This window comes from Arthrobacter sp. zg-Y1219 (assembly GCF_030125545.1).
In the GTDB taxonomy this organism is placed as follows: Bacteria; Actinomycetota; Actinomycetes; order Actinomycetales; family Micrococcaceae; genus Arthrobacter_B.
The window spans coordinates 379,482-401,613 of the sequence record NZ_JASKLY010000012.1; the positions used below are offsets into that span (position 1 = coordinate 379,482).

The 22,132-nt window shown below is 67.5% G+C and carries 23 protein-coding genes; 21 read left to right on the forward strand and 2 right to left on the reverse strand.

Annotation, left to right across the window (positions count from 1 at the left end; translation table 11 throughout):
- Positions 1–58 precede the first annotated feature (58 nt).
- The 7 genes from QNO00_RS08775 to QNO00_RS08805 are packed head-to-tail and all read left to right on the forward strand — an operon-like array spanning position 59 to position 4,874.
- Positions 59–868: a tyrosine-protein phosphatase gene (locus QNO00_RS08775; RefSeq protein WP_284024280.1), complete on the forward strand. Its 810-nt coding sequence runs from the start codon at positions 59–61 to the stop codon at positions 866–868.
- The gene (locus QNO00_RS08780) at positions 865–2,139 is read left to right on the forward strand and encodes a molybdopterin molybdotransferase MoeA (protein WP_284024281.1); all 1,275 of its coding nucleotides are present in this window, start codon (positions 865–867) and stop codon (positions 2,137–2,139) included. Before QNO00_RS08775 ends, QNO00_RS08780 begins: the two co-directional genes overlap by 4 nt.
- A gap of 26 nt (positions 2,140–2,165) precedes the next feature.
- Positions 2,166–2,654 (forward strand): cyclic pyranopterin monophosphate synthase MoaC, encoded by a 489-nt coding sequence (gene moaC / locus QNO00_RS08785; RefSeq protein WP_229967611.1) that lies wholly within the window; start codon positions 2,166–2,168, stop codon positions 2,652–2,654.
- Complete coding sequence (locus QNO00_RS08790; RefSeq protein ID WP_229967613.1) at positions 2,651–3,160, forward strand: MogA/MoaB family molybdenum cofactor biosynthesis protein; 510 nt, start codon at positions 2,651–2,653, stop codon at positions 3,158–3,160. Before moaC ends, QNO00_RS08790 begins: the two co-directional genes overlap by 4 nt.
- Positions 3,150–3,626, forward strand: a complete 477-nt coding sequence (locus QNO00_RS08795) for a molybdenum cofactor biosynthesis protein MoaE (RefSeq protein ID WP_229967615.1) — start codon at positions 3,150–3,152, stop codon at positions 3,624–3,626. The genes QNO00_RS08790 and QNO00_RS08795 overlap by 11 nt, the downstream gene beginning before the upstream one ends.
- 16 nt (positions 3,627–3,642) lie before the next feature.
- Positions 3,643–4,401 carry a 4-hydroxy-tetrahydrodipicolinate reductase gene (gene dapB / locus QNO00_RS08800; protein WP_229967617.1) on the forward strand — a complete coding sequence of 253 codons (759 nt, stop codon included), beginning with the start codon at positions 3,643–3,645 and terminating at the stop codon, positions 4,399–4,401.
- Positions 4,402–4,409: 8 nt separating this feature from the next.
- On the forward strand, positions 4,410–4,874 hold the full coding sequence (locus QNO00_RS08805) for a hypothetical protein (protein WP_229967619.1): 465 nt from the start codon (positions 4,410–4,412) through the stop codon (positions 4,872–4,874).
- 179 nt (positions 4,875–5,053) lie between these two features.
- On the opposite strand, the gene QNO00_RS08810 is transcribed toward QNO00_RS08805, so the two are convergent.
- Complete coding sequence (locus tag QNO00_RS08810) at positions 5,054–6,220, reverse strand: heparan-alpha-glucosaminide N-acetyltransferase domain-containing protein (RefSeq protein WP_284024282.1); 1,167 nt, start codon at positions 6,218–6,220, stop codon at positions 5,054–5,056.
- 106 nt (positions 6,221–6,326) lie between these two features.
- Between QNO00_RS08810 and dapA the strand changes: the two genes are divergently transcribed.
- From dapA to QNO00_RS08840, 6 genes are all read left to right on the forward strand, one after another.
- Positions 6,327–7,259, forward strand: a complete 933-nt coding sequence (dapA, locus tag QNO00_RS08815; RefSeq protein WP_229967622.1) for a 4-hydroxy-tetrahydrodipicolinate synthase — start codon at positions 6,327–6,329, stop codon at positions 7,257–7,259.
- Positions 7,260–7,264: 5 nt separating this feature from the next.
- The gene (locus QNO00_RS08820) at positions 7,265–8,956 is read left to right on the forward strand and encodes a ribonuclease J (RefSeq protein WP_229967623.1); all 1,692 of its coding nucleotides are present in this window, start codon (positions 7,265–7,267) and stop codon (positions 8,954–8,956) included.
- Between the two features lie 102 nt (positions 8,957–9,058).
- Positions 9,059–11,995: an FtsK/SpoIIIE family DNA translocase gene (locus QNO00_RS08825; RefSeq protein ID WP_284024283.1), complete on the forward strand. Its 2,937-nt coding sequence runs from the start codon at positions 9,059–9,061 to the stop codon at positions 11,993–11,995.
- A gap of 19 nt (positions 11,996–12,014) precedes the next feature.
- Positions 12,015–12,617, forward strand: coding sequence for a CDP-diacylglycerol--glycerol-3-phosphate 3-phosphatidyltransferase (gene pgsA / locus QNO00_RS08830; protein WP_284024284.1), 603 nt, complete (start codon positions 12,015–12,017; stop codon positions 12,615–12,617).
- Complete coding sequence (locus QNO00_RS08835; protein ID WP_284024285.1) at positions 12,614–13,099, forward strand: CinA family protein; 486 nt, start codon at positions 12,614–12,616, stop codon at positions 13,097–13,099. The genes pgsA and QNO00_RS08835 overlap by 4 nt, the downstream gene beginning before the upstream one ends.
- Before the next feature lie 151 nt (positions 13,100–13,250).
- A complete protein-coding gene (locus QNO00_RS08840) occupies positions 13,251–13,676 on the forward strand; it encodes a helix-turn-helix domain-containing protein (RefSeq protein ID WP_269439241.1) in 426 nt (141 codons plus the stop codon).
- Between the two features lie 141 nt (positions 13,677–13,817).
- Here QNO00_RS08840 and QNO00_RS08845 read toward each other — a convergent pair whose 3' ends face one another.
- The gene (locus QNO00_RS08845; RefSeq protein ID WP_229967634.1) at positions 13,818–14,291 is read right to left on the reverse strand and encodes a MarR family winged helix-turn-helix transcriptional regulator; all 474 of its coding nucleotides are present in this window, start codon (positions 14,289–14,291) and stop codon (positions 13,818–13,820) included.
- A gap of 144 nt (positions 14,292–14,435) precedes the next feature.
- Between QNO00_RS08845 and QNO00_RS08850 the strand changes: the two genes are divergently transcribed.
- The 8 genes from QNO00_RS08850 (at position 14,436) to miaB (ending at position 22,127) form a co-directional block, all read left to right on the forward strand.
- Positions 14,436–14,657: a DUF3046 domain-containing protein gene (locus tag QNO00_RS08850; RefSeq protein ID WP_229967636.1), complete on the forward strand. Its 222-nt coding sequence runs from the start codon at positions 14,436–14,438 to the stop codon at positions 14,655–14,657.
- Positions 14,658–14,877: 220 nt separating this feature from the next.
- Positions 14,878–15,930 (forward strand): recombinase RecA, encoded by a 1,053-nt coding sequence (gene recA, locus QNO00_RS08855; RefSeq protein WP_229967638.1) that lies wholly within the window; start codon positions 14,878–14,880, stop codon positions 15,928–15,930.
- 5 nt (positions 15,931–15,935) lie between these two features.
- On the forward strand, positions 15,936–16,520 hold the full coding sequence (locus tag QNO00_RS08860) for a regulatory protein RecX (RefSeq protein WP_229967641.1): 585 nt from the start codon (positions 15,936–15,938) through the stop codon (positions 16,518–16,520).
- Between the two features lie 57 nt (positions 16,521–16,577).
- Positions 16,578–17,897: a coiled-coil domain-containing protein gene (locus QNO00_RS08865; protein ID WP_284024286.1), complete on the forward strand. Its 1,320-nt coding sequence runs from the start codon at positions 16,578–16,580 to the stop codon at positions 17,895–17,897.
- An 81-nt stretch (positions 17,898–17,978) separates the two neighbouring features.
- Positions 17,979–18,890 carry an aggregation-promoting factor C-terminal-like domain-containing protein gene (locus QNO00_RS08870; RefSeq protein WP_284024287.1) on the forward strand — a complete coding sequence of 304 codons (912 nt, stop codon included), beginning with the start codon at positions 17,979–17,981 and terminating at the stop codon, positions 18,888–18,890.
- A gap of 290 nt (positions 18,891–19,180) precedes the next feature.
- Positions 19,181–19,516 carry a PadR family transcriptional regulator gene (locus tag QNO00_RS08875; RefSeq protein WP_229967645.1) on the forward strand — a complete coding sequence of 112 codons (336 nt, stop codon included), beginning with the start codon at positions 19,181–19,183 and terminating at the stop codon, positions 19,514–19,516.
- Complete coding sequence (locus QNO00_RS08880; RefSeq protein ID WP_284024288.1) at positions 19,516–20,496, forward strand: permease prefix domain 1-containing protein; 981 nt, start codon at positions 19,516–19,518, stop codon at positions 20,494–20,496. The genes QNO00_RS08875 and QNO00_RS08880 overlap by 1 nt, the downstream gene beginning before the upstream one ends.
- Before the next feature lie 107 nt (positions 20,497–20,603).
- Positions 20,604–22,127, forward strand: coding sequence for a tRNA (N6-isopentenyl adenosine(37)-C2)-methylthiotransferase MiaB (miaB, locus tag QNO00_RS08885; protein WP_284016071.1), 1,524 nt, complete (start codon positions 20,604–20,606; stop codon positions 22,125–22,127).
- Positions 22,128–22,132: the final 5 nt, after the last annotated feature.

A 22,132-nucleotide genomic window follows, 5' to 3' on the forward strand; every position in this document is an offset into this window, starting at 1 on the left:
GTTCCGCTCCGGAGCGCAACCCGTGCCGGCCTGAAACCCCATGCGCTAAGGTCGGTCTGTGACGATCTCCACTCTGGAAGGCACCGTAAACTTCCGCGACGTCGGCGGCCTGCCGCTGACCGGTGGCGGCACAACCGCCCCGGGCGTTCTCTACCGTTCCGACGCGCTAAGCGCCCTCACCACGCGCGGGCTGGAGTCCCTGGCCCGTTCGGGCATCGAGGTGATCGCTGATTACCGCACCCCGGCGGAACAACAGATGGCACCGGACCGGCTGCCGCCGGCACGGGCCTTCACCACTGTTGGTTTGCCCCTGTTCGAGGGAGCCTTCAGCGGGTTTGCCCAGGAGGAATTGCAGCGCGCCAACCTCGCGGGCGATTCCGCCGCGGCAGCGCGGGCCGTCAAGGCCGCAGTGGCCAAGCTGCCCACCCTGGCCGGGATCTACACCGGGATGCTGCGGGACGGGGGCGCTGTGTTCGCCGAGACCGCCCGCCGGGTGGCAGCGTCTCCGAACGGCTCGGGCACGCTGGTGCACTGCACCGCGGGCAAGGACCGCACCGGGGTGGCCGTTGCATTGATCCTCAGCGCCGTCGGCGTGGAGCCGGAGGCCGTGGCAGCGGACTATGAGCGCAGTGAAGCAAACCTCGCAGGGGAGTGGACGGACCGGATGCTCGGCATGATTGCCGGCATGGGCGTGCCGATGACTGACGACGTCGTCACCCTGGTCACCCGTGCTCCCCGGGAGGCCATTACCGCCGCGCTGGAGTGGGTCTCCGCACAACACGGCGGCGCCGCGGAATATCTGCTGGCCGGCGGACTGTCGACTGCTGAACTGGAACTGCTGGGCCGGCGGCTGCGGGCACGGCCGTGACCCGAACGGTTGAGGAACACCAACAAGCCGTCCTTCGGCTGCTGGAACGCCCGCAAGCACCCGTGCGCACCGAAATCCGGGAGCTGGTGCGTGCCGCAGGGCGGGTCCTGGCAGCGGATGTTCGTGCGCCGCGGAGCCTTCCGCCCTTCGACAACTCGCAGATGGACGGTTATGCGGTCCGCGCCGCGGATCTGGCCGCCTCCGGCGCCGCGGCTCCGGCCTCCTCCGGCGGCGCAACAACCGCGCTGCCGGTCACGACGCCGATTCCCGCGGGGATAGCGGCCCCGGCGCTGCCGCCGCGCGCCGCCGCCCCGATCATGACCGGGGCCATGCTGCCCGCCGGTGCGGACGCCGTCGTGCCCATCGAACGTGCCGTGCCCGCGGCCTTCTTTTCCGAACAGGAACTGCCCGGAGCCACCGTTCGCCTTCCCGCGGAAGTGGCCGCCGGTGAATACGTCAGGGCAGCGGGCAGCGACATCCGTGCCGGTGCGGTGGCGCTGACGGCGGGAACGCGGCTGGGCGCAGCCCAGCTGGGCCTGCTGGCGGCACTGGGCATTCCGGCTGTTGAGGTTCGTGCACCGTTCCGCGTACTGCTCCTCAGCACCGGGGACGAAGTGGTGGAACCCGGCCGGCCGCTGGCGCCGGGGCAGATCCACGACGCCAACACCACGCTGCTGGCCGTGAGCCTGCAGGAAGCGGGCGCCGAGGTGGTCCGTTCCCGGATCGTTGCCGACTCGCCGGAGGTGTTCCTGTCCCGGCTTCGCGACGATCTGGCCCGGCACGCCGTGGACCTGGTCCTGACGTCCGGAGGAATCAGCAAGGGCGCCTACGAGGTGGTGCGGCTCGCCCTGGACACCGACGGCGTGCAGTTCCTGTCCGTGGCCATGCAGCCCGGCGGACCCCAGGGGATCGGGACCGTGGACGGAGTGCCGTTCCTCGGATTCCCCGGCAACCCGGTGAGCTCGCTGGTGTCGTTCGAGATGTTCCTGCGGCCGGCGCTCGGGACGCTGACCGGCCGGCCCGCGCCCCGCCCGCAGGTCCCTGCCCTGCTGGCGGAGGACGCCGTCAGCCCGCCCGCCAAGCACCAGGTGCGGCGCGGCCGCTACTTCCCGCCCGCCGAACCCGGTGCCCGTGGCCGGGTGGAGCTGATCGGCGGGGCCGGCTCGCACCTGGTCCATGCCCTGGCCTCCTCGAATGCCCTGGTGCACCTTCCGGCCGGGGTGGAAACGGTTCCGGCCGGCGCGGAAGTGGCAGTATGGCTGTTGGACTAACCGCATCCGCAACAAGGAGTATTTTCATGACCGGCACCGACGGGCAGCAGCCCGGGCTTACCCACGTCCGTGAGGACGGCTCCGCCCACATGGTGGATGTCTCCGCCAAGACCGAGACCACCCGGGTCGCCACGGCCTCCGCGCGGCTGCGGACCACCGCCGAGGTCGTGAAGCTGGTGTCCGACGGCGGCCTGCCCAAGGGCGACGCGCTGGCCGTGTCCCGGATCGCCGGGATCATGGGTGCCAAGCAGACCTCCACGCTGATACCGCTGTGCCATCCGCTGCCGCTGACCAAGGTGACCGTGGACTTTGAGCCCGGGGACACCGACGTCGTCATTGTTGCCACGGTCAAAACCAAGGCGCTGACCGGTGTGGAGATGGAAGCCCTGACCGCCGTTTCGGTGGCGGCGCTGACCCTGTACGACATGATCAAGGCAGTGGACAAGCACGCCTCCATCACCGACATCCAGGTGCTCGCCAAATCCGGCGGCAAGAGCGGAGACTGGGCGCTATGAGCCCCCGGCCCGCAGCGCCGCAGCAGCCGCCCCGCCGCACGGCCGGCGTCCTGATCGCCTCCACGCGCGCAGCCCGCGGCGTCTATGAAGACGAGTGCGGGCCGCTGGCCGCCGACTGGCTCTACGCCCTGGGCTTCGACGTCGTGCTGGCCGAGGTGGTGCCCGACGGCCCCGCCGTGGGGGAGTCGCTGCGGAAAATGCTCGCCCTCGGACCGGCGGTGATCCTGACCAGCGGCGGAACCGGGCTGTCGCCCACTGACTCCACCCCGGAGCAGACGCTGCCGCTGCTGGACCGGCAAGTTCCGGGCATTATGGAGGCGCTGCGCGCCGACGGCCGCACCAAGACCCCCATGGCCGCCATCAGCCGCGGCTACGCCGGCACGGCCGGCTCCACGTTCATCGTGAACCTCCCCGGTTCACCGGGAGCCGTGGCGGACGGGCTTGCGGTGCTGGAACCGATCATCGGGCACATCTGCGGGCAGATGGAGGGACGCAATGAGCACTGACCGCAGCGCACGCGGGGGCGCCGCGGCCGGCGCCTCGGAAGTGGTCAACGCGACCGTCTCGGACCTGCCGCTGAACGCGGACCACGCCTCCGGTGCCGCCTGGTCGCCCGAGTGCGGTGCCGTGGTGGGCTTCAGCGGCATTGTCCGCAACCACGACGGCGGACGCGGCGTCGCGAGCCTGGCCTACAGCGCGCATCCCTCGGCGGAGCAGGTCATCGCCGACGTTGCGGCGGACATTGCCGGCAGGTACGACGGTGTGCGGATCTGGGTCGGGCACCGCACCGGTCCGCTGCAGATCGGCGAGGCAGCGCTGGTGGCTGCCGTGGCCGCAGCACACCGCGGGGTTGCCTTCGCCGCCTGCTCGGAGCTGGTGGACACGGTCAAGGAACGCGTTCCGATCTGGAAGGAACAGGGCTTCAGCGACGGGACCTCCGAGTGGGTGGGTGTCAGCGACGCTCCGCAGTGACCGGTAATCTGGGGATATGACTGAGCAACTCGCCGTAGCGGTCCTCGGGGCCGGCGGCCGCATGGGATCCGAAGCCGTCCGAGCCGTCGAAGCGGCGCCCGACCTGAAACTGGTGGCCGCCCTGGGCCGCGGGGATTCCCTCGAGACGCTCGTCTCCGCCGGCGCGCAGTACATCGTGGACCTCACGGTTCCGGACAGCACCGAAGCCAACGTCCGCTTCGCTGTCGAGCACGGGATGCACGCCGTCGTCGGCACCACCGGCTGGGACGCGGCACGACTGGACCGGCTCTCCGCGCTGCTGGAGGCCCATCCCGGCACCGCAGTGCTGATTGCCCCGAACTTCGCGCTCGGCTCGGTGCTCGCCACTGCGTTTGCCGCCAAGGCCGCCCGCTACTTCGAGTCGGTGGAAGTCATTGAACTGCACCACCCGGACAAGATCGACGCCCCCTCCGGCACCGCGGTGCGCACCGCGCAGCTGATTGCCGAGGCCCGCGCCGACGCCGGAGTGGAACCGTCACCGGATGCCACCACCAAGGAAGTTCCCGGTGCCCGCGGCGCCGACATCGACGGCGTGCGCGTCCACGCCGTCCGGCTGCGCGGTCTGGTGGCGCACCAGGAGGTGCTGCTCGGCGGTGCGGGGGAGCAGCTGACCATCCGCCACGATTCGTTTGACCGGGCATCCTTCATGCCCGGCGTCCTGCTGGGACTGCGGAAAGCCGCAGCCCATCCTGGCCTGACCGTCGGTCTTGACGGCTACCTCAACCTGAACGACTAAGGAACACGTTGTCTTTTTTTACCGGGCTTTTCCGTAACAAAGCCAAGATCGGCGTCCTGCTGATCACCGTCCTGCTGGCTTTCTACCTGGCGATTGTCTTCCAGCGCGGCTGGACCCTGCTGAACGCCGATGAACTCAGCGCGAAGGCACTCGGCGTGGCGTACCTGGTGCTGCCGATCGTGGGCGCGTGGGCACTGATCCGCGAGCTGCAGTTCGGCGGGCGCACCGAGAAGATGGCGCACATCCTCGCCGACGAGGGCGGACTGCCGGTGGACAACCTGCCGCGCACCCCCGCCGGCCGGATCATCCGGGAAGCAGCCGACGCCGAGTTCCCCAAGTACCAGGCCGAGGTTGAGGCCGAGCCGGAGTCCTGGCGCGCCTGGTTCCGGCTTTCCTGCGCATACGACGCCGCGGGGGACCGCAAGCGCGCCCGCAACGCCATGCGCCAGGCCGGCAAGCTCTACACGCCGTAGCTTCACGGCGGCTCCGGGCCGGTTTCCCGCCCCTCGCCGCCCCGACCCTCACCGCCCGCCCCTCACAGCCCCGCGAGATGGCAGAAAATGCTCTTCCCAGCGCTGAGAAGAGCACTTACTGCCATCTCGCGAGCAGAGCCGGGGCGGGGCGGCCGGGGCGTGGCGAGGGACCCGGCGGGCTACTTGCCGGTCCGCGACCCGTGCCGCGCCAGCTGCGAGGCTCCGTGCGTCACCATCTCCAGCGGACCCCGCGACCCGAGCCGGACGAAGGCGATGCCGATGCCCGCCGCCAGGACGGCCGAAATCCAGAACAGCCACACCGGCTCCGGCGGTTCCGGCAGCGCATCGGTAACGGACATGACCCAGACGTGCAGGCTGTACAGGGTCAGCGTCATGGCGCCGGCGGCCGAGAGCGGCAGCAGCAGGTTCGGCCGCGCGCGGGTCAGGAGCAGGCACACGCCGACGACGGCGGCCGCGATGCCTGCGCTGTGCAGCAGGTCCAGCGGGCCGCCCGAGTGCGGCCCGCTCACGGCCAGCCACCACCAGGAACCGGTCTGCTCCACACCGGCCAGGTTCACGTCCATCATCCTGGCCAGCGGCCAGAGGCGGCCGGATGCGGTCTCCTCCAGGGCGGCCAATCCGCCCCGGTCGAACAGCAGGTAATAGCTGAGGAACTTTGCTCCGGCGGCGGCAACAATTCCGGCGGCAACCAGCCCAACCTGGGCCGTGATCTCGCCGAGCCGGAGCCGTCCGATCACCATCCCGATCAGCAGGTAGCTCAGCCACTGCAGCGCCGGATAAAAGCCGGTAAAGAGCACGTCAACCAGCAGGGTCGCCGGCTGCAGGAAGGACTCCCACGTGATGTTCGTGTCCAGGGTCGACGGATCGATGGCGGCGTAGATCCACGGCCGGACCAGATAGGCCAGCACGGGGGAGAGCAGCAGCCAGACGACGGCCCAGAGCGCGAGCTTGGGCAGGCGCATACCCACGAACGGCAGTGCCAGCAGGAACAGGATGCCGTAGTGGAAGAGGATGACGGCGATGGAGGTCTCCAGACCGCCGAGCGCCAGGCCCACGAGCGCGATGATCAGCGCCCGCATCGCGATGCCCCGCCGATCCGCTGACAGCGCCCGTCCGGACCGCGGCTGGCTGCCGCCGGTGAGCAGCGCGAGGCCTATGCCGGCCACCACCGCGAACAGTGCTGAGGAGCGTCCGGAGAACACCAGGCCCACCCAGGACGGCTCACCGGTCTGCTCGTCGTAGAGGGGAAAGATGTGGGTCGCCATCATGCCCAGAAGCGCCACGCCCCGGGCCGCATCGATGCCCGTAAGCCGCCGTCCGATCATGATCTGATCGTCTCACAGCGGAGGCGGGCGGCGTGCAGCGCACTTCAGGCCCCGATCGGGCTCCGGCGTTGTTCCAACGGCGCAGGGACCGGGTAACGTTTTACCCATGGTTGACTCTGATACTCGTGTACTCCCGTTTGGAACCCTCGTCACGGCAATGGTGACACCGTTCACCGAGGACGGAGCCGTGGACTTTGACGCCACGGCGAAACTCGCCAACAAGCTGGTCGAAGACGGGTGTGACGGCCTTGTGGTTTCCGGAACCACGGGTGAAACCTCCACTCTGGAGGACAGCGAAAAGGAAGACCTGTTCCGCGTCGTCGCCGAAACCGTGGGAGGCCGCGCCAAGGTCATCGCCGGCACCGGCACCAACCACACGTCCCACTCGGTGGAGATGGCCCGCCGCGCGCTGCGGGCCGGCGCCGACGCCCAGCTGGTCGTGACGCCGTATTACAACAAGCCCACGCAGGCCGGCGTCGTCGGGCACTTTGAAGCCGTGGCCGCTGCCACAGACCTGCCGATCATGGTTTACGACATCCCCGGCCGCGCCGGCATCGCGATCTCCACCGACACCATGATCCGGCTCGCCAACATTCCCGCCGTCATGGCCCTGAAAGACGCGAAGGCGGATTTCGCCGCCATCACGCAGGTGCTCGCCAACACCAACCTTGACGTCTACGCCGGCGACGACGGCCTGACCCTGCCGTGGATGGCCGCCGGAGCCGTGGGCGTCGTCAGCGTCACCGCCCACGTGGCCACCGCGCAGTTCCGTGCGCTGGTCGACGCCGCCGCCGCCGGAGACTTCGCCACCGCCCGGCGGATCCACTTCGAACTGGACCCCCTGGTGCGCGCCGTCATGACCCACATTCCCGGAGCCGTCTCCGCCAAGCAGATCCTGGCCATGCAGGGAGTCATTCCCAGCGCGGCGGTCCGGCTGCCGCTGGTCGCACCGGACGCCATCGAAATGGAAACCGTCCTGACGGATCTGGCCGAGGCCGGCTGGGACTTCTCCTCGACCAGCTCCTACGACAAGGCATAAGCACCATGACTGAAACCGCAGTCTCCGCGCTGAGCACCCCGCCCGCCCTGGAAGAGGGCACCCTGAGGATCGTTCCCCTCGGCGGCCTCGGCGAGATCGGCCGCAACATGGCCGTCTTCGAAATCAACGGCAAGCTGCTGATCGTGGACTGCGGCGTCCTCTTTCCGGAGGAAACCCAGCCCGGTGTTGACCTGATCCTGCCGGACTTCTCCTACATCGAAGACCGGCTCGACGACGTCGTCGGCCTGGTCCTCACCCACGGCCACGAAGACCACATCGGCGCGGTGCCGTACCTGCTGCGCCTGAAGCAGGACATTCCGCTCATCGGTTCCCAGCTGACGCTGGCGCTGATCGAAGCCAAGCTGCAGGAACACCGGATCAAGCCCTTCACCCTCACCGTCACCGAGGGCCAGGTGGAGCAGTTCGGTCCGTTCGAATGCGAATTCGTGGCCGTGAACCACTCCATTCCGGACGCCCTTGCCGTGTTCATCCGCACCGAGGGCGGCACCGTCCTGCACACCGGCGACTTCAAGATGGACCAGCTGCCGCTGGACGGACGGATCACTGACCTGCGCGCCTTCGCCCGGCTGGGCCAGGAGGGCGTGGACCTGTACATGGCCGATTCCACGAACGCCGACGTGCCCGGCTTCACCACCGCGGAGCGGGAGATCGGTCCGGTGCTGGAGGCGCTGTTCGGCAAGGTGAAGAAGCGCATCATCGTGGCGTCCTTCTCCTCCCACATCCACCGAGTGCAGCAGGTGTTGGACGCCGCGGCCGTGCATGGCCGCAAGGTCTGCTTCGTCGGCCGGTCCATGGTCCGCAACATGGCCATCGCCGAAAAGCTGGGCTACCTCAACGTGCCCGCCGGCATCCTGGTGGACCTGAAAAACGTTGACGACATGCCCGATGACCAGCTGGTGCTGATGTCCACCGGATCACAGGGCGAGCCGATGGCCGCCCTGTCCCGCATGGCCAACGGCGACCACCGGATCCGGGTCGGCCGGGGCGACACCGTCATCCTGGCCTCTTCCCTGATCCCGGGCAACGAAAACGCCGTCTTCCGGGTCATCAACGGCCTGATGAAGCTGGGCGCCGACGTGGTGCACAAGGGCAACGCCAAGATCCACGTCTCCGGCCACGCCTCGGCCGGCGAGCTGCTGTACACCTACAACATCCTGCAGCCCAAGAACGCGATGCCGGTGCACGGCGAAACCCGGCACCTGATCGCCAACGGCAAGCTGGCCGAAGCCACCGGGGTGCCCGCGCAGAACGTCATCCTGGCCGACGACGGCACAGTGGTGGACCTGCGCGACGGCAAGGCCCGGGTGGTCGGCGCGGTGGAGTGCGGCTTCGTCTACGTGGACGGCTCCAGCGTCGGCGAGATCACCGACACCGACCTCAAGGACCGCGTCATCCTCGGCGAGGAAGGCTTCATCTCGGTCATCACCGTGGTCAACCGCAGTACCGGCACCATCGTCTCGGGCCCGGAAATCCATGCCCGCGGCTTCGCCGAAGACGACGCCGTGTTCGACGAAATCAAGCCCAAGATCAGCGCCGCGCTGCAGGAGGCCGTCACCTCCAACAAGGACCACACCACTCACCAGCTGCAGCAGGTGGTCCGCCGGGTGGTGGGCACCTGGGTCAACCGCCGGCTGCGCCGCCGGCCCATGATCGTCCCGGTGGTCCTGGAGGCCTAAGCCGTCCAACTCCCGGGCACCCCGCCGGGACCGGGTGCCCCGGGGGCCGGACAGACGCGTAAATCCGCGGTTTGTCCGGCCCCATCGGGTACCGTGGAGCGTATGGCCACTCGTACTTCCCCTGCCGCACGCGGCGGTGCTTCCGGCCGGACCACCAGCCGGAACACCGGGGGCACCTCAGCAAAAACCTCCGGTAAAGCCCAGCCGCGGGGCAAGGCGACCAGCCGTTCGGGGGCCGCCGCCAAGGCGCAGGCCGACGCCGAACAGGTGCCGCTGCCGCTGCGCGCCATTCAGGGTGCATGGATGGGCATGGCCCGGCTGGCCGGTGCGGGCATCCGCAAACTCGGTGCCGACGTCGTTCCCGACCGGGACGTCCGCCGCGACGGAACCGGCTTCTTCCTGATCCTCACGGCGCTGGCCGTGGCCACCGTTGAGTGGTGGGCCCTGCGCGGTCCGGTGGCCGACGTCATCCATGCCGGTGCCGCCGGCACCTTCGGCTGGATGGCCGTCGTCTTGCCGTTCCTGCTCCTGACCGGGGCCGTGCGGCTGTTCCGCTACCCTGAACGGCACCACGCCAACAGCCGGATCAGCATCGGCCTGGTCCTGGTTCTTTTTGCCGGCTCCGGCATCACTCACATCGTGGGCGGCTCGCCCGCGCTCTCTGACGGCTTCGACCGGCTGTGGGCCTCCGGCGGCATTGTCGGGTTCCTGGTGGCCGGCCCGCTGTCCGCGGCGCTGACCGAGTGGCCGGTGGCCATCCTGCTGGGGTTCCTGATTTTTGTGGGCCTGCTGATCATCACCGCCACCCCCTTCCGGCACATTCCGCTGCGCCTGCGCGGCCTGTACGAGCACCTCATGGGCCAGGACCTTGCCCCGGACGATCCCGAGGCCCATGACCAGAGCTACCTGTATGAACGCGATCAGCGTCCGGCCAAGGCTCCGAAGCCTCCGAAAAAGAAGTCCCGGATGTTCAACCGCAGCTCCGATGAGGAGGCTGAATCCTCAGCCGAGGGCTTCGCCGGAGACGAGGCCTTTGAACGCGCCGTGCTTGCCGACGAAGACGAAGAGGCGCTAACCGCCGCGGCGGCCGAACCAGCCGTGCCGCCGGGCGTGCGCCGCCCCACCCGGTCCGAACTGGCCACCCAGAAGATCCGCCGCGCCCAGGGCCTGCCGGCCGGCGGTTTCGACGGCGCCGAGCCGCCCACCGAAGCCATCAGCATGGTTCCGGAGGCCGCCTCGGCCTTCCCCGTGACCGACGGCCTGCCGGCCGTCGCAGCCCTGCCGCCGGTCCCCGCCCGGACGGTCCGGAACCTCACCCCGGCCACCCCCATCCCGCAGCGCACCGAACAGCTGCAGCTCTCCGGCGACGTGACCTACACGCTGCCGCCGTCCGAGTTCCTGCCCGCCGGGCCGCCGGCGAAGGAGCGCTCGGAAGCCAATGACGCCGTCGTCGACGCCCTGACCAACACCCTGGACCAGTTCAAGGTCGAAGCCCACGTCACCGGCTTCAGCCGCGGCCCCACGGTCACCCGCTACGAGATCGAGCTGTCCCCGGGCACCAAGGTGGAGCGCGTCACCGCCCTGTCGAAGAACATTTCCTACGCGGTGGCGTCCTCCGACGTGCGCATTCTGTCGCCGATTCCGGGCAAGAGCGCCATCGGCATCGAAATCCCGAACGCCGACAAGGAAGTCGTGGCGCTGGGGGACGTGCTGCGTTCCAACGCCGCCCGCAAGACCGAACATCCCATGGTCATGGGCGTGGGCAAGGACGTGGAGGGCGGCTTCGTGGTGGCCAACCTGGCCAAGATGCCGCACCTGCTGGTGGCCGGAGCCACCGGCGCCGGCAAATCCTCCTTCGTGAACTCCATGATCACGTCCATCCTGATGCGTTCGACGCCGGATGAGGTGCGCATGGTGATGGTGGACCCAAAGCGCGTGGAGCTGACCGCCTATGAGGGCGTTCCGCACCTGATCACTCCGATCATTACCAATCCCAAGAAGGCCGCCGAGGCACTGCAGTGGGTGGTCCGCGAGATGGACACCCGCTACGACGACCTCGCGAACTTCGGCTTCAAGCACATCGACGACTTCAACAAGGCAGTGAAGCTGGGCAAGGTCATCCCGCCGGCCGGCTCCAAGCGCGTGGTCCGGGCCTATCCGTACCTGCTGGTCATCGTTGACGAGCTCGCCGACCTGATGATGGTCGCCCCGCGCGACGTCGAAGACTCGATCGTCCGCATCACCCAGCTCGCGCGTGCCGCCGGCATCCACCTGGTGCTGGCCACCCAGCGACCCTCGGTGGACGTCGTCACCGGCCTGATCAAGGCCAACGTGCCCTCGCGCATGGCGTTCGCGACGTCGTCGGTCACCGACTCCCGCGTGGTCCTGGACCAGCCGGGTGCCGAAAAGCTGCTGGGCCAGGGTGACGCCCTGTTCCTGCCGATGGGTGCCAACAAGCCGATCCGCGTCCAGGGCGCCTGGGTCACCGAATCGGAAATCCACCGCGTCGTTGAGCATGTCAAGGGCCAGCTGGGAGCCGTCTACCGCGAGGACGTCACGGTCACCGCGCCCAAGAAGCAGATCGAAGACGACATCGGCGACGACATGGACCTGCTGCTGCAGGCCACCGAACTGGTGGTCACCACGCAGTTCGGCTCCACCTCGATGCTCCAGCGCAAGCTGCGCGTCGGCTTCGCCAAGGCCGGGCGCCTGATGGACCTGCTGGAGTCGCGCGGCGTCGTCGGGCCCTCCGAAGGCTCCAAGGCACGCGACGTCATGGTCAAGCCCGACGATCTCGCTGCCACGCTGGCGGCGATCAGCGGCGGCGACGGCGCCAACGGCGCCAACGGTCCCGGCGCGGCCGAAACTGCGGCGCTGGCAGCGAATGCCAACGCCAACCACGGCTTCGAACCCGAGGGCCCGGTGGACCTGGTCGCCCAGGACCTGGAGAGCCGGAAGCAGTCCGCCGAGTATTACGACGGCGGTGAGGACGACGACGGGGACGGATCCGAGGACGCCTGGAAACTTACCGGCCACTGATTCCCGCTAGGCTGGAACAGTGAGCAACTCTACTTCCGGGAACGTCCCCGTCCTGAACATCGCCAACGTGCTGACGGTCATCCGCATCCTGATGGTTCCGCTGTTCATCTGGCTGCTGCTGGCCGATGAGGGCCGCGGCGAACTGTACCGCTGGCTGGCGGTGGCAACATTCGCCGTCGCCATCTACACCGACAAGCTCGACGGCGACCTCGCCCGCAGCCGCGGGCTGATCACCGACTTCGGCAAGATCGCTGATCCGATCGCCGACAAGCTCCTGATCGGCTCGGCCCTGGTCATGCTGTCAGCGCTGGGCGAGCTGTGGTGGTGGGTGACCATCGTGATCCTGGTCCGGGAAATCGGCATCACGCTGCTCCGGTTCGTCGTGATTCGATACGGCGTCATGGCCGCGTCCCGCGGCGGCAAGCTCAAGACGGTCATCCAGACCTTGGCGATCTTCCTGCTGCTGCTGCCGCTGACTACCTGGCTGGGCGCATGGGCATGGTGGATCGGCGCGGTCGTCATGGCCGCCGCCCTCGTTGTCACTGTCGTCACCGGCGTGGACTACGTCATCCAGGCCGTGAAGCTTCGCCGCGGGGCACTGCAGAATCCGGGCAGCCGGTGAGCGCAGCCGCTCCCGACGCTGCCGCAGCAGTCTCCGCCGCCTCCGCGGCGGGCCTGACCCTGGCCACGGCGGAGTCACTGACCGCCGGCATGGTCGCCGCCGAGCTCGGCTCAGTTCCCGGTGCCTCCGCGGTGCTGCTGGGCGGAGTGGTGGCCTACGCCAACTCTGTGAAGAAAGAAGTCCTCGGTGTCGACGGCGGCCTGCTGGCCGCCGCGGGATCCGTCGATGCCGAGGTAGCCCGGCAGATGGCGGCCGGCGCCCGTCGGGTCCTGGCGGCGGACATCGGTATTTCCACCACCGGCGTCGCCGGACCGGAACCGCATGACGGCAAGCCCGTGGGCTGCGTGTTTATCGCCGTGGCCGGTCCGGAACAGACTCTGGTCCGGGAATTTTCCTTTTCGGGGGACCGGGCGGCCATCCGCCGGCAGGCCTGCAACGAAGCACTTATACTGCTCGCCCGGGTCCTTGCGGCCCGTCCGTAACCGGGCGTCAGGAACGTGCCGGCGGGGCCGGGAACAAAACCCGGTGACGCTCAGTTGTTAGTATCAGGAACCGCCAAGGTTTCCGGACTAAGATCTTTAGATATCTGCGGTGCAGCCGCAGTCGGACCACATAGGGAGCAGGACGATACAGATGGTTAAGCAACCCGTATCCGTGAACGGCGTTATTCGCTGGCGGGATGTAGGGTTGGCGGAAGATGCACACCGGGAACCTAAGGAGCGCAAAATGGTTGTTCTTCGTCATGAAATTGGCGACGTACTGCGCGATGTCCGTCAGCGTCAGGGTCGCACCCTGCGCGAGGTATCGCACAGCGCACGCGTTTCACTTGGTTACCTCAGCGAGGTGGAACGGGGCCAGAAAGAAGCCTCGTCGGAACTTCTCTCCTCGATCTGCACCGCGCTGGACGTGCCCCTGTCTCTGATGCTTCGTGAGGTCAGCGACCGTGTGGCGAGTGCAGAGGGCATCGCCATACCCGACACCGTCCCATCCGAGTTCTCGCGCGAGTTTGCCCGCGAATTTCCGGATGACATGGCCCGGGATTTGGCCCGCACACCGTAGACCTACATCGGCAATGCTGTGGCTCCAAGGACAGCTTGCCTCCCGCACGATAAAAGACCCCGCCGGGAACGGCGGGGTCTTTTCTTGTCTGGAATCGGGGTGTCTGAGGGTTCGGATTCCGAAGGCCTGAGTACCCGGGCGTCAGCGTTCCCGTGCGTACGAGTCGTTGAGTTTGGTCAGCAGCGATCCGAGCTGCACCAGGTCCCCTTCATCCCAATCTTCCAGCAGGGTGCGGAACAGGTCCTTGCGGGCCGCCTGGGTTCTGGCCAACGCCCGGGAGCCTTCCCGGGTCAGGGATATCGTCTGCGCCCGGCCGTCCTCGGGGTCGGCGTGCTTCTGCACGAGGCCGAGGCTTTCGAGCATGACGATCTGCCGGCTGACTGAGGGCTTGCCGATGCCGATGCTGGCGGCAATGTCGGTCAGGCGCATGGCCTTCTGCCGCTGCAGCAGCACCAGCAGCCCGTACGCCGCCGGCTCCATGTCGGGGTGCACCTCGCGGGCCACCTTGTGCGAATTGGACCGGGCGCGGCGCCACAGCACCGACAGGGCATGTTCCAAGGTTTCGATGGCCGCTTCGTGCTGCCGGGGGTCTGGGGAGGATGCCTGCTCGGTCATGGACTCCATTCTAGGTCTCCGGGACGGAAGGAAACGGGGACGCGGCGGGAACACGGGCAGCAGAACAGCAGGTGTGGTCGAACTCCTCCGGCCGGCAACTGCGGCTGCCGTTGGAGAGGGCAGCGGGCGTGAGAAGATTAAGCGATGCGACTCAGTGATTTTTGGCGGCTTATGGACGACGAATTCGGTCCGGCCTACTCCCGGGTGCTGGCTTCGGACTTGGTGCTGGGATCCCTGGGCGGCAGGACAGCGACTGAAGCACTTAGCGGTGGAATCGAGCCCAAGGCCGTCTGGCTGGCGGTCTGTGACGTTCAGGACGTTCCGCCCGAACGCCGTCTGGGCCGGGACATCGCACCCAAGAAATAGCGGAACGAAGCATTTGGGCAGGGACACGCCGCAGCTGCTATTCGAATATCTGTTCGGACGCGGATATGCTCCTACACAAGGGTGAAACGACCGCAAAACCGGCCCTGGTATCCCCACGGCAGCCTGCTCCGCTGTTTTGTCAGTGCCGCCGCATATGGTCGTAGTTGAGCAGGACACCCGGCCTTCGGGCCACGTAAAACTCTAACAACCGAGGTGAAGAATGGCAGCAGCAGTCGACCGCGCAAAGGCTCTTGAAGCAGCGCTGGCCCAGATCGATAAGCAGTACGGCAAGGGCTCGATCATGCGGCTCGGAGACGAGGTCCGCGCTCCGGCAGAGACCATCTCCACCAGCTCAATCGCCCTGGACCTCGCGCTCGGCATCGGCGGACTTCCCCGCGGCCGCGTCGTCGAGATCTACGGTCCGGAATCCTCGGGTAAGACCACCCTGGCGCTGCACGTCGTCGCCAATGCGCAGAAGAACGGCGGCATCGCCGCGTTCATTGACGCCGAGCACGCCCTGGATCCCATCTACGCCGCCCGTCTGGGCGTTGACACCGATTCCCTCCTCGTTTCGCAGCCGGACACCGGCGAGCAGGCGCTGGAGATCATGGACATGCTGATCGGCTCCGGCTCCGTTGACGTGGTGGTCATTGACTCCGTGGCCGCGCTGGTTCCCCGTGCCGAAATTGAAGGCGACATGGGCGACAGCCACGTGGGTCTGCAGGCCCGTCTCATGAGCCAGGCGCTCCGAAAGATTGCCGGACGCCTGAGCCACACGAACACCACCGCCATCTTCATCAACCAGCTTCGCGAGAAGATCGGCGTCATGTTCGGAAGTCCGGAGACCACCACGGGCGGCAAGGCCCTGAAGTTCTACGCCTCCGTCCGCATCGACGTCCGCCGCATTGAAACGCTCAAGGAAGGCACGGTCCCGGTGGGTAACCGGACCCGCGCCAAGATCGTCAAGAACAAGATGGCCCCGCCCTTCAAGCAGGCCGAGTTCGACATCATCTACGGCACCGGCATTTCCCGCGAAGGCGGACTGATTGACATGGGCGTGGAGCACGGCTTCGTCAAGAAGTCCGGCGCCTGGTTCACCTACGACGGAGACCAGCTGGGCCAGGGCAAGGAAAACGCCCGCAAGTTCCTGCGGGACAACCCCGGCCTGACGGATGAGCTCGAACGCCGGCTGCGTGAAAAGCTCGGCATTGACGGCCCCGCCGAAGAAAAGCCGGCTGAGCCGAAGCTCAAGGCCGTTCCGAAGGACGCCTAGCCGCCATGCAGCAGGAGAACGGCGGGTTTCCCGAACCGGACGACTCATTCGGGGAACCCGCTGCCGCGCCGTCAGGGGAGCGGGAACGCGACCCTTACGGCGCGGCGCGAACCATCGTCCTGAGGCAGCTGACCAGTGCGCCGAAAAGCCGCCGCCAGTTGGCGGTGAAGCTGGCCGAGAAGGAAATCCCGGACGAGGTCGCGGCGGCGGTGCTGGACCGCTTTGAGGAAGTCCAGCTTGTGGACGATGCTGAGTTTGCCCGGATGTGGGTGGCCAGCCGCTCCCGGTCCAAGTCCCTCGCGCGGGGTGCGCTGAAGCGTGAACTTGCCGAGAAGGGCATCACCGGGGACCTGGCCGAGGACGCACTCGAGCAGGTCAGCGATGAGGACGAGCTGGAGTCGGCCCGCGCGCTTGCCCGGCGCCGGCTCCAGGCCTCTGCGGATCTTACCGATCGGGCGGCGCGGGACAAGCAGGCCCGGCGGCTGGTCTCCATGCTGGCCCGCAAGGGTTACTCCCCGTCGGTCGGTTACCGGGTGGCCAACGAAATCATCGGGGATGTGCTGGACCAGCAGCCGGAAGACGCCTGGTAAGAAACTGCCCTGGGAATCACGGGCCAATACGGCACCGGTGCCGTATGCTGAGCCTCGATGTTGACTATGTTGCTGCCGGGGAAGAAGTTCACTCTCGTTTCCTTCGGTTCCGTGTTGCTGACCGGCGTGCTTGCTGCCACGGTCCTCACTGCTGTGCCCGCCGCCGCGGCGGATTTCCCCTCGTGGGAAGAGGTGGAGCAGGCGAAGCACAGCCTCCAGGCGACAGAGGGGCAGGCCGCCGAAATTGAAGCGCTGCTCGGGGAGCTGTCCGCCGATGCCGGCAGTCTGGGGAACGCCGCGGTGCAGGCTTCAGCGGATCACCAGCGGGCCGCCGAGGAAGCGGAAACCAACAAACGAGCCCTCGATGTTCTTGCCGCGCAGCGGATTGAAGCCGCCGGATCGGCCCGGGAGCTCTCTGAACAGATGGGCGCCCTGGCGGCACAGACCTACAAGACCGGCGGAATGGATTCCAGTCTGCTGATGCTCCTGGACGGCGATGCCGCCGTCGGCGCCATGGATCGGCTCACCACGCTTCAGGGCATTACTGACCGCACCGGCAGTCTCCACGCCGAGGCTTCCGCGGCCGCCAATGTGCTGCACAGTCTCGAAGAGCGGGAGGCCGCAGCAGTGCAGGCACGGGAGGAATCAGCGGCAAAGTCCCTGCAGCTGCTCGCCGATGCGGAGGCGGCGGCAGCCACGGCCGAGGCGGCCGTGCGCGAGCAGGAGGAACGCAGCGCTGTGCTGCTGGCCCAGCTTGCCGACCTCCGTGACACCAGCGTGCAGCTCGAAGAAGAACGGCTGCGGGGTTTGCAGGCCGAAGAGGCCTTCCGGGAGCAGCAGGAGGCGCGGGAAGCGGAAGCCGCTGCCCGGGAGGCTGATCGGAAGCGGGACCAGGACCAGGACAGCGGCCGCGGCGGCCTGACCCCGCCGCCGGTGGAGGAGAGCCCGGGCCGGGTGATCATTCCCACACCTTCGCCGGAGGTCCCACAACCCAGTCCTGTCGCTCCCGCCCCTCCTGCACTGCCTGTCCCACCGGCCCCGAAGCCGGCGCCGGCGCCTGGTCCTGTTGATGATCCCGTCGGTGCCCAGGCCTACGCCGCCGGCCGGCTGAGTGCATTCGGCTGGGGGCAGGACCAGCAGCGGTGCCTGGTCAACCTGTGGCAGCGGGAATCCGGCTGGCGGACCAGCGCCCACAATCCTTCCAGCGGCGCCTACGGCATCCCGCAGTCCATGCCCGGGAACAAAATGGCTGCGGTCGGAGCCGACTGGCGCACCAACTACCGGACGCAGATCGAGTGGGGACTGGGCTACATCAGCGACCGGTACGGCAGTCCCTGTGCCGCCTGGCAGCATTCCGAGGACAAAAACTGGTATTAAAACCGGTTCCGACTCACCTGTCAATCGGATTGTTACGAAGCCGAAACGGTTCCCAGAATCCGTCTGTACGGTCTCGGTCCTATGACTTCCCCCCACAAGAACACTCCCGGACGCCGTGAAATCACTCAGGAACGCCGGCGTTCCCGCAACCGCAACCTGCGCGTCGGCGCCGTCGCCGTCGCCGGTTCGCTGGCCTTTTTCGGCGTCGCCGGTGCATCCGTCCAGAATGACCAGCTGCGCGCCAGCCTCGTGAGCCTTACATCGCCCACTCACGGCGCCACCTCTGACGAATCCACGGCTGAGACGCCGGCTCCGTCGGAAGCTCCCGAGGCTGCCGACGCTCCCGGAGCTCCCGGAGCTCCCGAAGCTGCCGAAGCTGCCGACGAGGACCGCGAAGCCCGCGAAAAGGCGGACTCGGAAGCTGCCGCCGCTGAGGCCAAGGCGGCTGAAGAGGCTTCAGCTGCCGAAACAAAGGCTGCCGAGGAAGCCGCCGCGGCGGCCGCCCGGGCGGCTGAAGAGGCTTCGGCTGCCGAGACAAGGGCTGCCGAAACAAGGGCTGCCGAAGAGCAGGCCCGTGCGGCCGCTGAACAGGAAGCTGCGGCAAAGGCAGCAGCCGATGCCGCAGCATCACGCGCCGCGGAAGAAACGGCAGCTGCTGAGGCCGCCGCTGCCGCCGTGCCCGTGAATGATCCCGCCGGGGCCAAGGCCTATGCTCAGTCTGCCCTTGCGGGCCACGGATGGGCCGCCTCGGAAATGACCTGCCTGAACACGCTCTGGGAGAAGGAATCCAACTGGGAGACCAGCGCCACCAACGCCAGCAGCGGCGCGTACGGCATCGTCCAGTCGCTTCCGGCCGAGAAGATGGCCTCCTCGGGCGCGGACTACCTCACTAACTACGAGACGCAGATCAACTGGGGCCTGGACTACATCGAGTCCCGTTACGGAAGCCCCTGCTCGGCACTGAATTTCCACTACGCGAACAACTGGTACTAAGCACTCAATCCTGATATTCGCACTGGTTCCCACCCTGCGTGACGGGTGTGGCTCCTGTGACCACCCAGGCCACAGACGGCAACAGACGGTGGGAACCAGTGCGCGGGCTGGTGGCCGGATCCGTGGTTCAGCCGTCGGTGAGCCAGTGCGGGGTTGGCGTCGGGGCGGGGTCTCCTGCTGGTTGATGTGGGGGAGTCCTGGGCGGCCGCGGAGGGGCTCAAGGGCATGAGGTGAAACTCTCTGAGGCTGGCCTATTGCAATAGTGTGCTTCACACACCATAGTGTTTGTCATGGACGAAGAACTGCTGGGCGGACACCTCCAGGAACTGCGCCGCGGAACCGTGGTGCTGGCCTGCCTGTCCATCCTCAAACACCCCGGTTACGGTTACGGACTCCTTGAGGCCCTGAACCGGGCCGGGTTTGCCGTCGAGGCCAATACGCTCTATCCGTTGCTGCGCCGTCTGGAGAAGCAGGGCCTGCTGACCAGTTCCTGGAACACAGAGGAAGCTCGGCCGCGGAAGTTCTACACGACCAGCGCACAGGGCAGGGAAATGCTGGACCTGCTGCTGCAGGACTGGGACGACCTTCATGCCTCCATCCGCCAGCTCAATGAAGGAACACGATGATGAGCACCCTCACTGACCGCTATGTCTTCGCAGCCCTCAAATCCATTCCCGATGAGCAGCGCGGTGATATCGACCGGGAGCTGCGTGCCTCGATCACCGACGCCGTCGACGCCCGGATCGACGCCGGCCAGGCACCCGCTGACGCGGAGAACACCGTATTGTCCGAGTTCGGAGACCCGCGGCGGCTGGCCGCGCGCTACGCCGACCGCCCGCTGTACCTGATCGGCCCGGACCTCTTCCTGGACTGGTGGCGTCTGCTGAAAATGCTGCTCCTCATTGTGGCGCCCCTGGCGTTCGTGGCTACCGTCGTCGTCCGGATGGCCACCGACCCGAGTGATCCGGCGGCAGCCTTCGGTGCCGCACTGAGTGCCTCGCTCAACGCACTGGTGCAACTGGCCTTCTGGGTCACTCTCGTGTTTGCCATCATCGAGCGCACCGGAACCCGGCGCAAGGATCTGGGTCTGCAGCCGTGGACACCGGAAAAGCTGCCGCCGCTGCAGCGGCACAACTGGATTTCACTGGGCGACACGATTGCCGCAGTGGTCCTCTCGGCCTTCTTCATCGGGCTCCTGCTCTGGCAGCGCGTCGGATCGCTGCTGTTCCTGGCGGGCGAGCCCGTACTTGTGCTGCAGCAACACCTCTGGAACTTCTGGCTGCCCTGCGTCATCGCAGTGCTGGTCCTTGAGGCCGTCTTCGCCGTCGTGCTCTACGTGGCCGGACGCTGGACATATGCCTTTGCCGCAGCCAACACCGGGCTGGCGCTGCTGTTCATGGTTCCGGCGCTGTGGCTGCTGGCGACCGGCCAGGTCTTTGACTGGTCATTCCTGTCCGCCGTGGACTGGGGTGCGAATGCGGGCACCTGGATCGCCGGGGTCACTGCGGCCGGGGTGCTGATTATCGGCCTGTGGGACATCGCCGACGGTTTCCGGAAAGCCTGGAAAACCAGCCGCGAGGATGCGGTCACGCCGGCATCCTCCTAGCGGTCGCCGGAAGCGCCGGGAGGAGAATTCCGTCCGGCGCTTTTCGGTACTTTCGTGGATTGGAGCCGCGGCCAGCCGCCCCGCCCCGCGGCAGGTACCCTAGGAATGTGAGCTTGACTGTATCTTCCCCGTCCCCCGCTGAGCATCTGCAGCACCCGCGCACCTACCAGGTCCGGACCTTCGGCTGCCAAATGAACGTCCACGATTCGGAGCGCATTTCCGGCCTGCTGGAAAACGCCGGTTACGTGCCCGCCCCCGGTGACGAGGCCGACGTCGTCGTCTTCAATACCTGCGCGGTGCGCGAGAACGCTGACAACAAGCTCTACGGGAACCTGGGCATGCTCGCCCATGTGAAGGAAACACGCCCCGGCATGCAGATTGCGGTGGGCGGATGCCTGGCGCAGAAGGACCGCGACACCATCCAGCGGAAGGCACCCTGGGTTGACGCCGTCTTCGGCACGCACAACATTGGCTCGCTGCCGGCCCTGCTGGAGCGGGCCCGCCACAACAACGAGGCGCAGCTGGAAATCCTGGAATCCCTCGACGTTTTCCCCTCCACGCTGCCCACCCGGCGCGACTCCGTCTACGCGGGCTGGGTTTCCATCTCCGTGGGCTGCAACAACACCTGCACGTTCTGCATCGTTCCGGCGCTCCGGGGCAAGGAACGCGACCGCCGGCCCGGCGACATCCTCGCCGAGATCTCCGCACTGGTCGACGACGGCGCCATCGAAGTCACGCTGCTGGGACAGAACGTGAATTCCTACGGGGTAGAGTTCGGAGACCGCGGGGCGTTCGCCAAGCTGCTGCGAGCCTGCGGCGACATCGAAGGCCTGGAACGGGTGCGCTTCACCAGCCCCCATCCCGCTGCGTTCACCCAGGACGTGATCGACGCGATGGCTGAAACGCCGAACGTGATGCCGCAGCTGCACATGCCGCTGCAGTCCGGCTCCGACAAGGTCCTCAAGGACATGCGCCGCTCCTACCGGTCCAAGAAGTTCCTGGGCATCCTGGACAGCGTCCGCGAGCGCATGCCGCATGCCGCCATCTCCACCGACATCATCGTGGGGTTCCCGGGCGAAACGGAGGAGGACTTCGCCGCAACGCTCGACGTCGTGGAACGGTCCCGCTTCGCCACCGCCTTCACCTTCCAGTATTCCAAGCGCCCCGGCACACCCGCCGCGGAGCTGCCGGACCAGCTGCCCAAGGAAGTGGTCCAGGAACGCTTCGAACGCCTGACCGCCCTGCAGGACCGCATCGCGGCCGAAGAGAACGCCAAACAGGTGGGCACCACCGTGGAGGTAATGGTCACTGCGGGATCGGGCCGCAAGTCCGACGAGACCGGCCGCCTGTCCGGACGTTCCCGGGACCAGCGCCTGGTGCATTTCTCCGTCCCCGAGGGCAGCCCGGTGCCGCGCCCGGGTGACCTGGTCACCGTGCCGATCACCTCAGCGGCTTCCTTCCATCTGGTTTCGGATCCGGCTTCAGCCGCGGATTACGCCCTGCGCCGCTCGCGCGCCGGAGATGCCTGGGACCGGTCGCAGGCCGATTCCTGCGGCGTCCCCGCACCCGGGACCGCCGGCGGAAAACCCGGCGTCTCGCTGGGCATGCCGACGCTGCCTCCGCGCTCCTAGTCCCC

Excerpts from the sequence above, each read along its gene's own strand:
- dapA (WP_229967622.1), top strand. The coding sequence starts at position 6,327 with ATGGTTGACTCTGATACTCGTGTACTCCCGTTTGGAACCCTCGTCACG.
- QNO00_RS08875 (WP_229967645.1), top strand. The coding sequence starts at position 19,181 with ATGGACGAAGAACTGCTGGGCGGACACCTCCAGGAACTGCGCCGCGGA.
- QNO00_RS08810 (WP_284024282.1), bottom strand. The coding sequence starts at position 6,220 with ATGATCGGACGGCGGCTTACGGGCATCGATGCGGCCCGGGGCGTGGCG.
- QNO00_RS08865 (WP_284024286.1), top strand. The coding sequence starts at position 16,578 with ATGTTGACTATGTTGCTGCCGGGGAAGAAGTTCACTCTCGTTTCCTTC.
- QNO00_RS08870 (WP_284024287.1), top strand. The coding sequence starts at position 17,979 with ATGACTTCCCCCCACAAGAACACTCCCGGACGCCGTGAAATCACTCAG.
- QNO00_RS08850 (WP_229967636.1), top strand. The coding sequence starts at position 14,436 with ATGCGACTCAGTGATTTTTGGCGGCTTATGGACGACGAATTCGGTCCG.
- QNO00_RS08795 (WP_229967615.1), top strand. The coding sequence starts at position 3,150 with ATGAGCACTGACCGCAGCGCACGCGGGGGCGCCGCGGCCGGCGCCTCG.
- QNO00_RS08860 (WP_229967641.1), top strand. The coding sequence starts at position 15,936 with ATGCAGCAGGAGAACGGCGGGTTTCCCGAACCGGACGACTCATTCGGG.
- QNO00_RS08790 (WP_229967613.1), top strand. The coding sequence starts at position 2,651 with ATGAGCCCCCGGCCCGCAGCGCCGCAGCAGCCGCCCCGCCGCACGGCC.
- QNO00_RS08880 (WP_284024288.1), top strand. The coding sequence starts at position 19,516 with ATGAGCACCCTCACTGACCGCTATGTCTTCGCAGCCCTCAAATCCATT.
- QNO00_RS08825 (WP_284024283.1), top strand. The coding sequence starts at position 9,059 with ATGGCCACTCGTACTTCCCCTGCCGCACGCGGCGGTGCTTCCGGCCGG.
- moaC (WP_229967611.1), top strand. The coding sequence starts at position 2,166 with ATGACCGGCACCGACGGGCAGCAGCCCGGGCTTACCCACGTCCGTGAG.
- dapB (WP_229967617.1), top strand. The coding sequence starts at position 3,643 with ATGACTGAGCAACTCGCCGTAGCGGTCCTCGGGGCCGGCGGCCGCATG.
- QNO00_RS08840 (WP_269439241.1), top strand. The coding sequence starts at position 13,251 with ATGGTTAAGCAACCCGTATCCGTGAACGGCGTTATTCGCTGGCGGGAT.
- QNO00_RS08820 (WP_229967623.1), top strand. The coding sequence starts at position 7,265 with ATGACTGAAACCGCAGTCTCCGCGCTGAGCACCCCGCCCGCCCTGGAA.
- recA (WP_229967638.1), top strand. The coding sequence starts at position 14,878 with ATGGCAGCAGCAGTCGACCGCGCAAAGGCTCTTGAAGCAGCGCTGGCC.
- QNO00_RS08845 (WP_229967634.1), bottom strand. The coding sequence starts at position 14,291 with ATGACCGAGCAGGCATCCTCCCCAGACCCCCGGCAGCACGAAGCGGCC.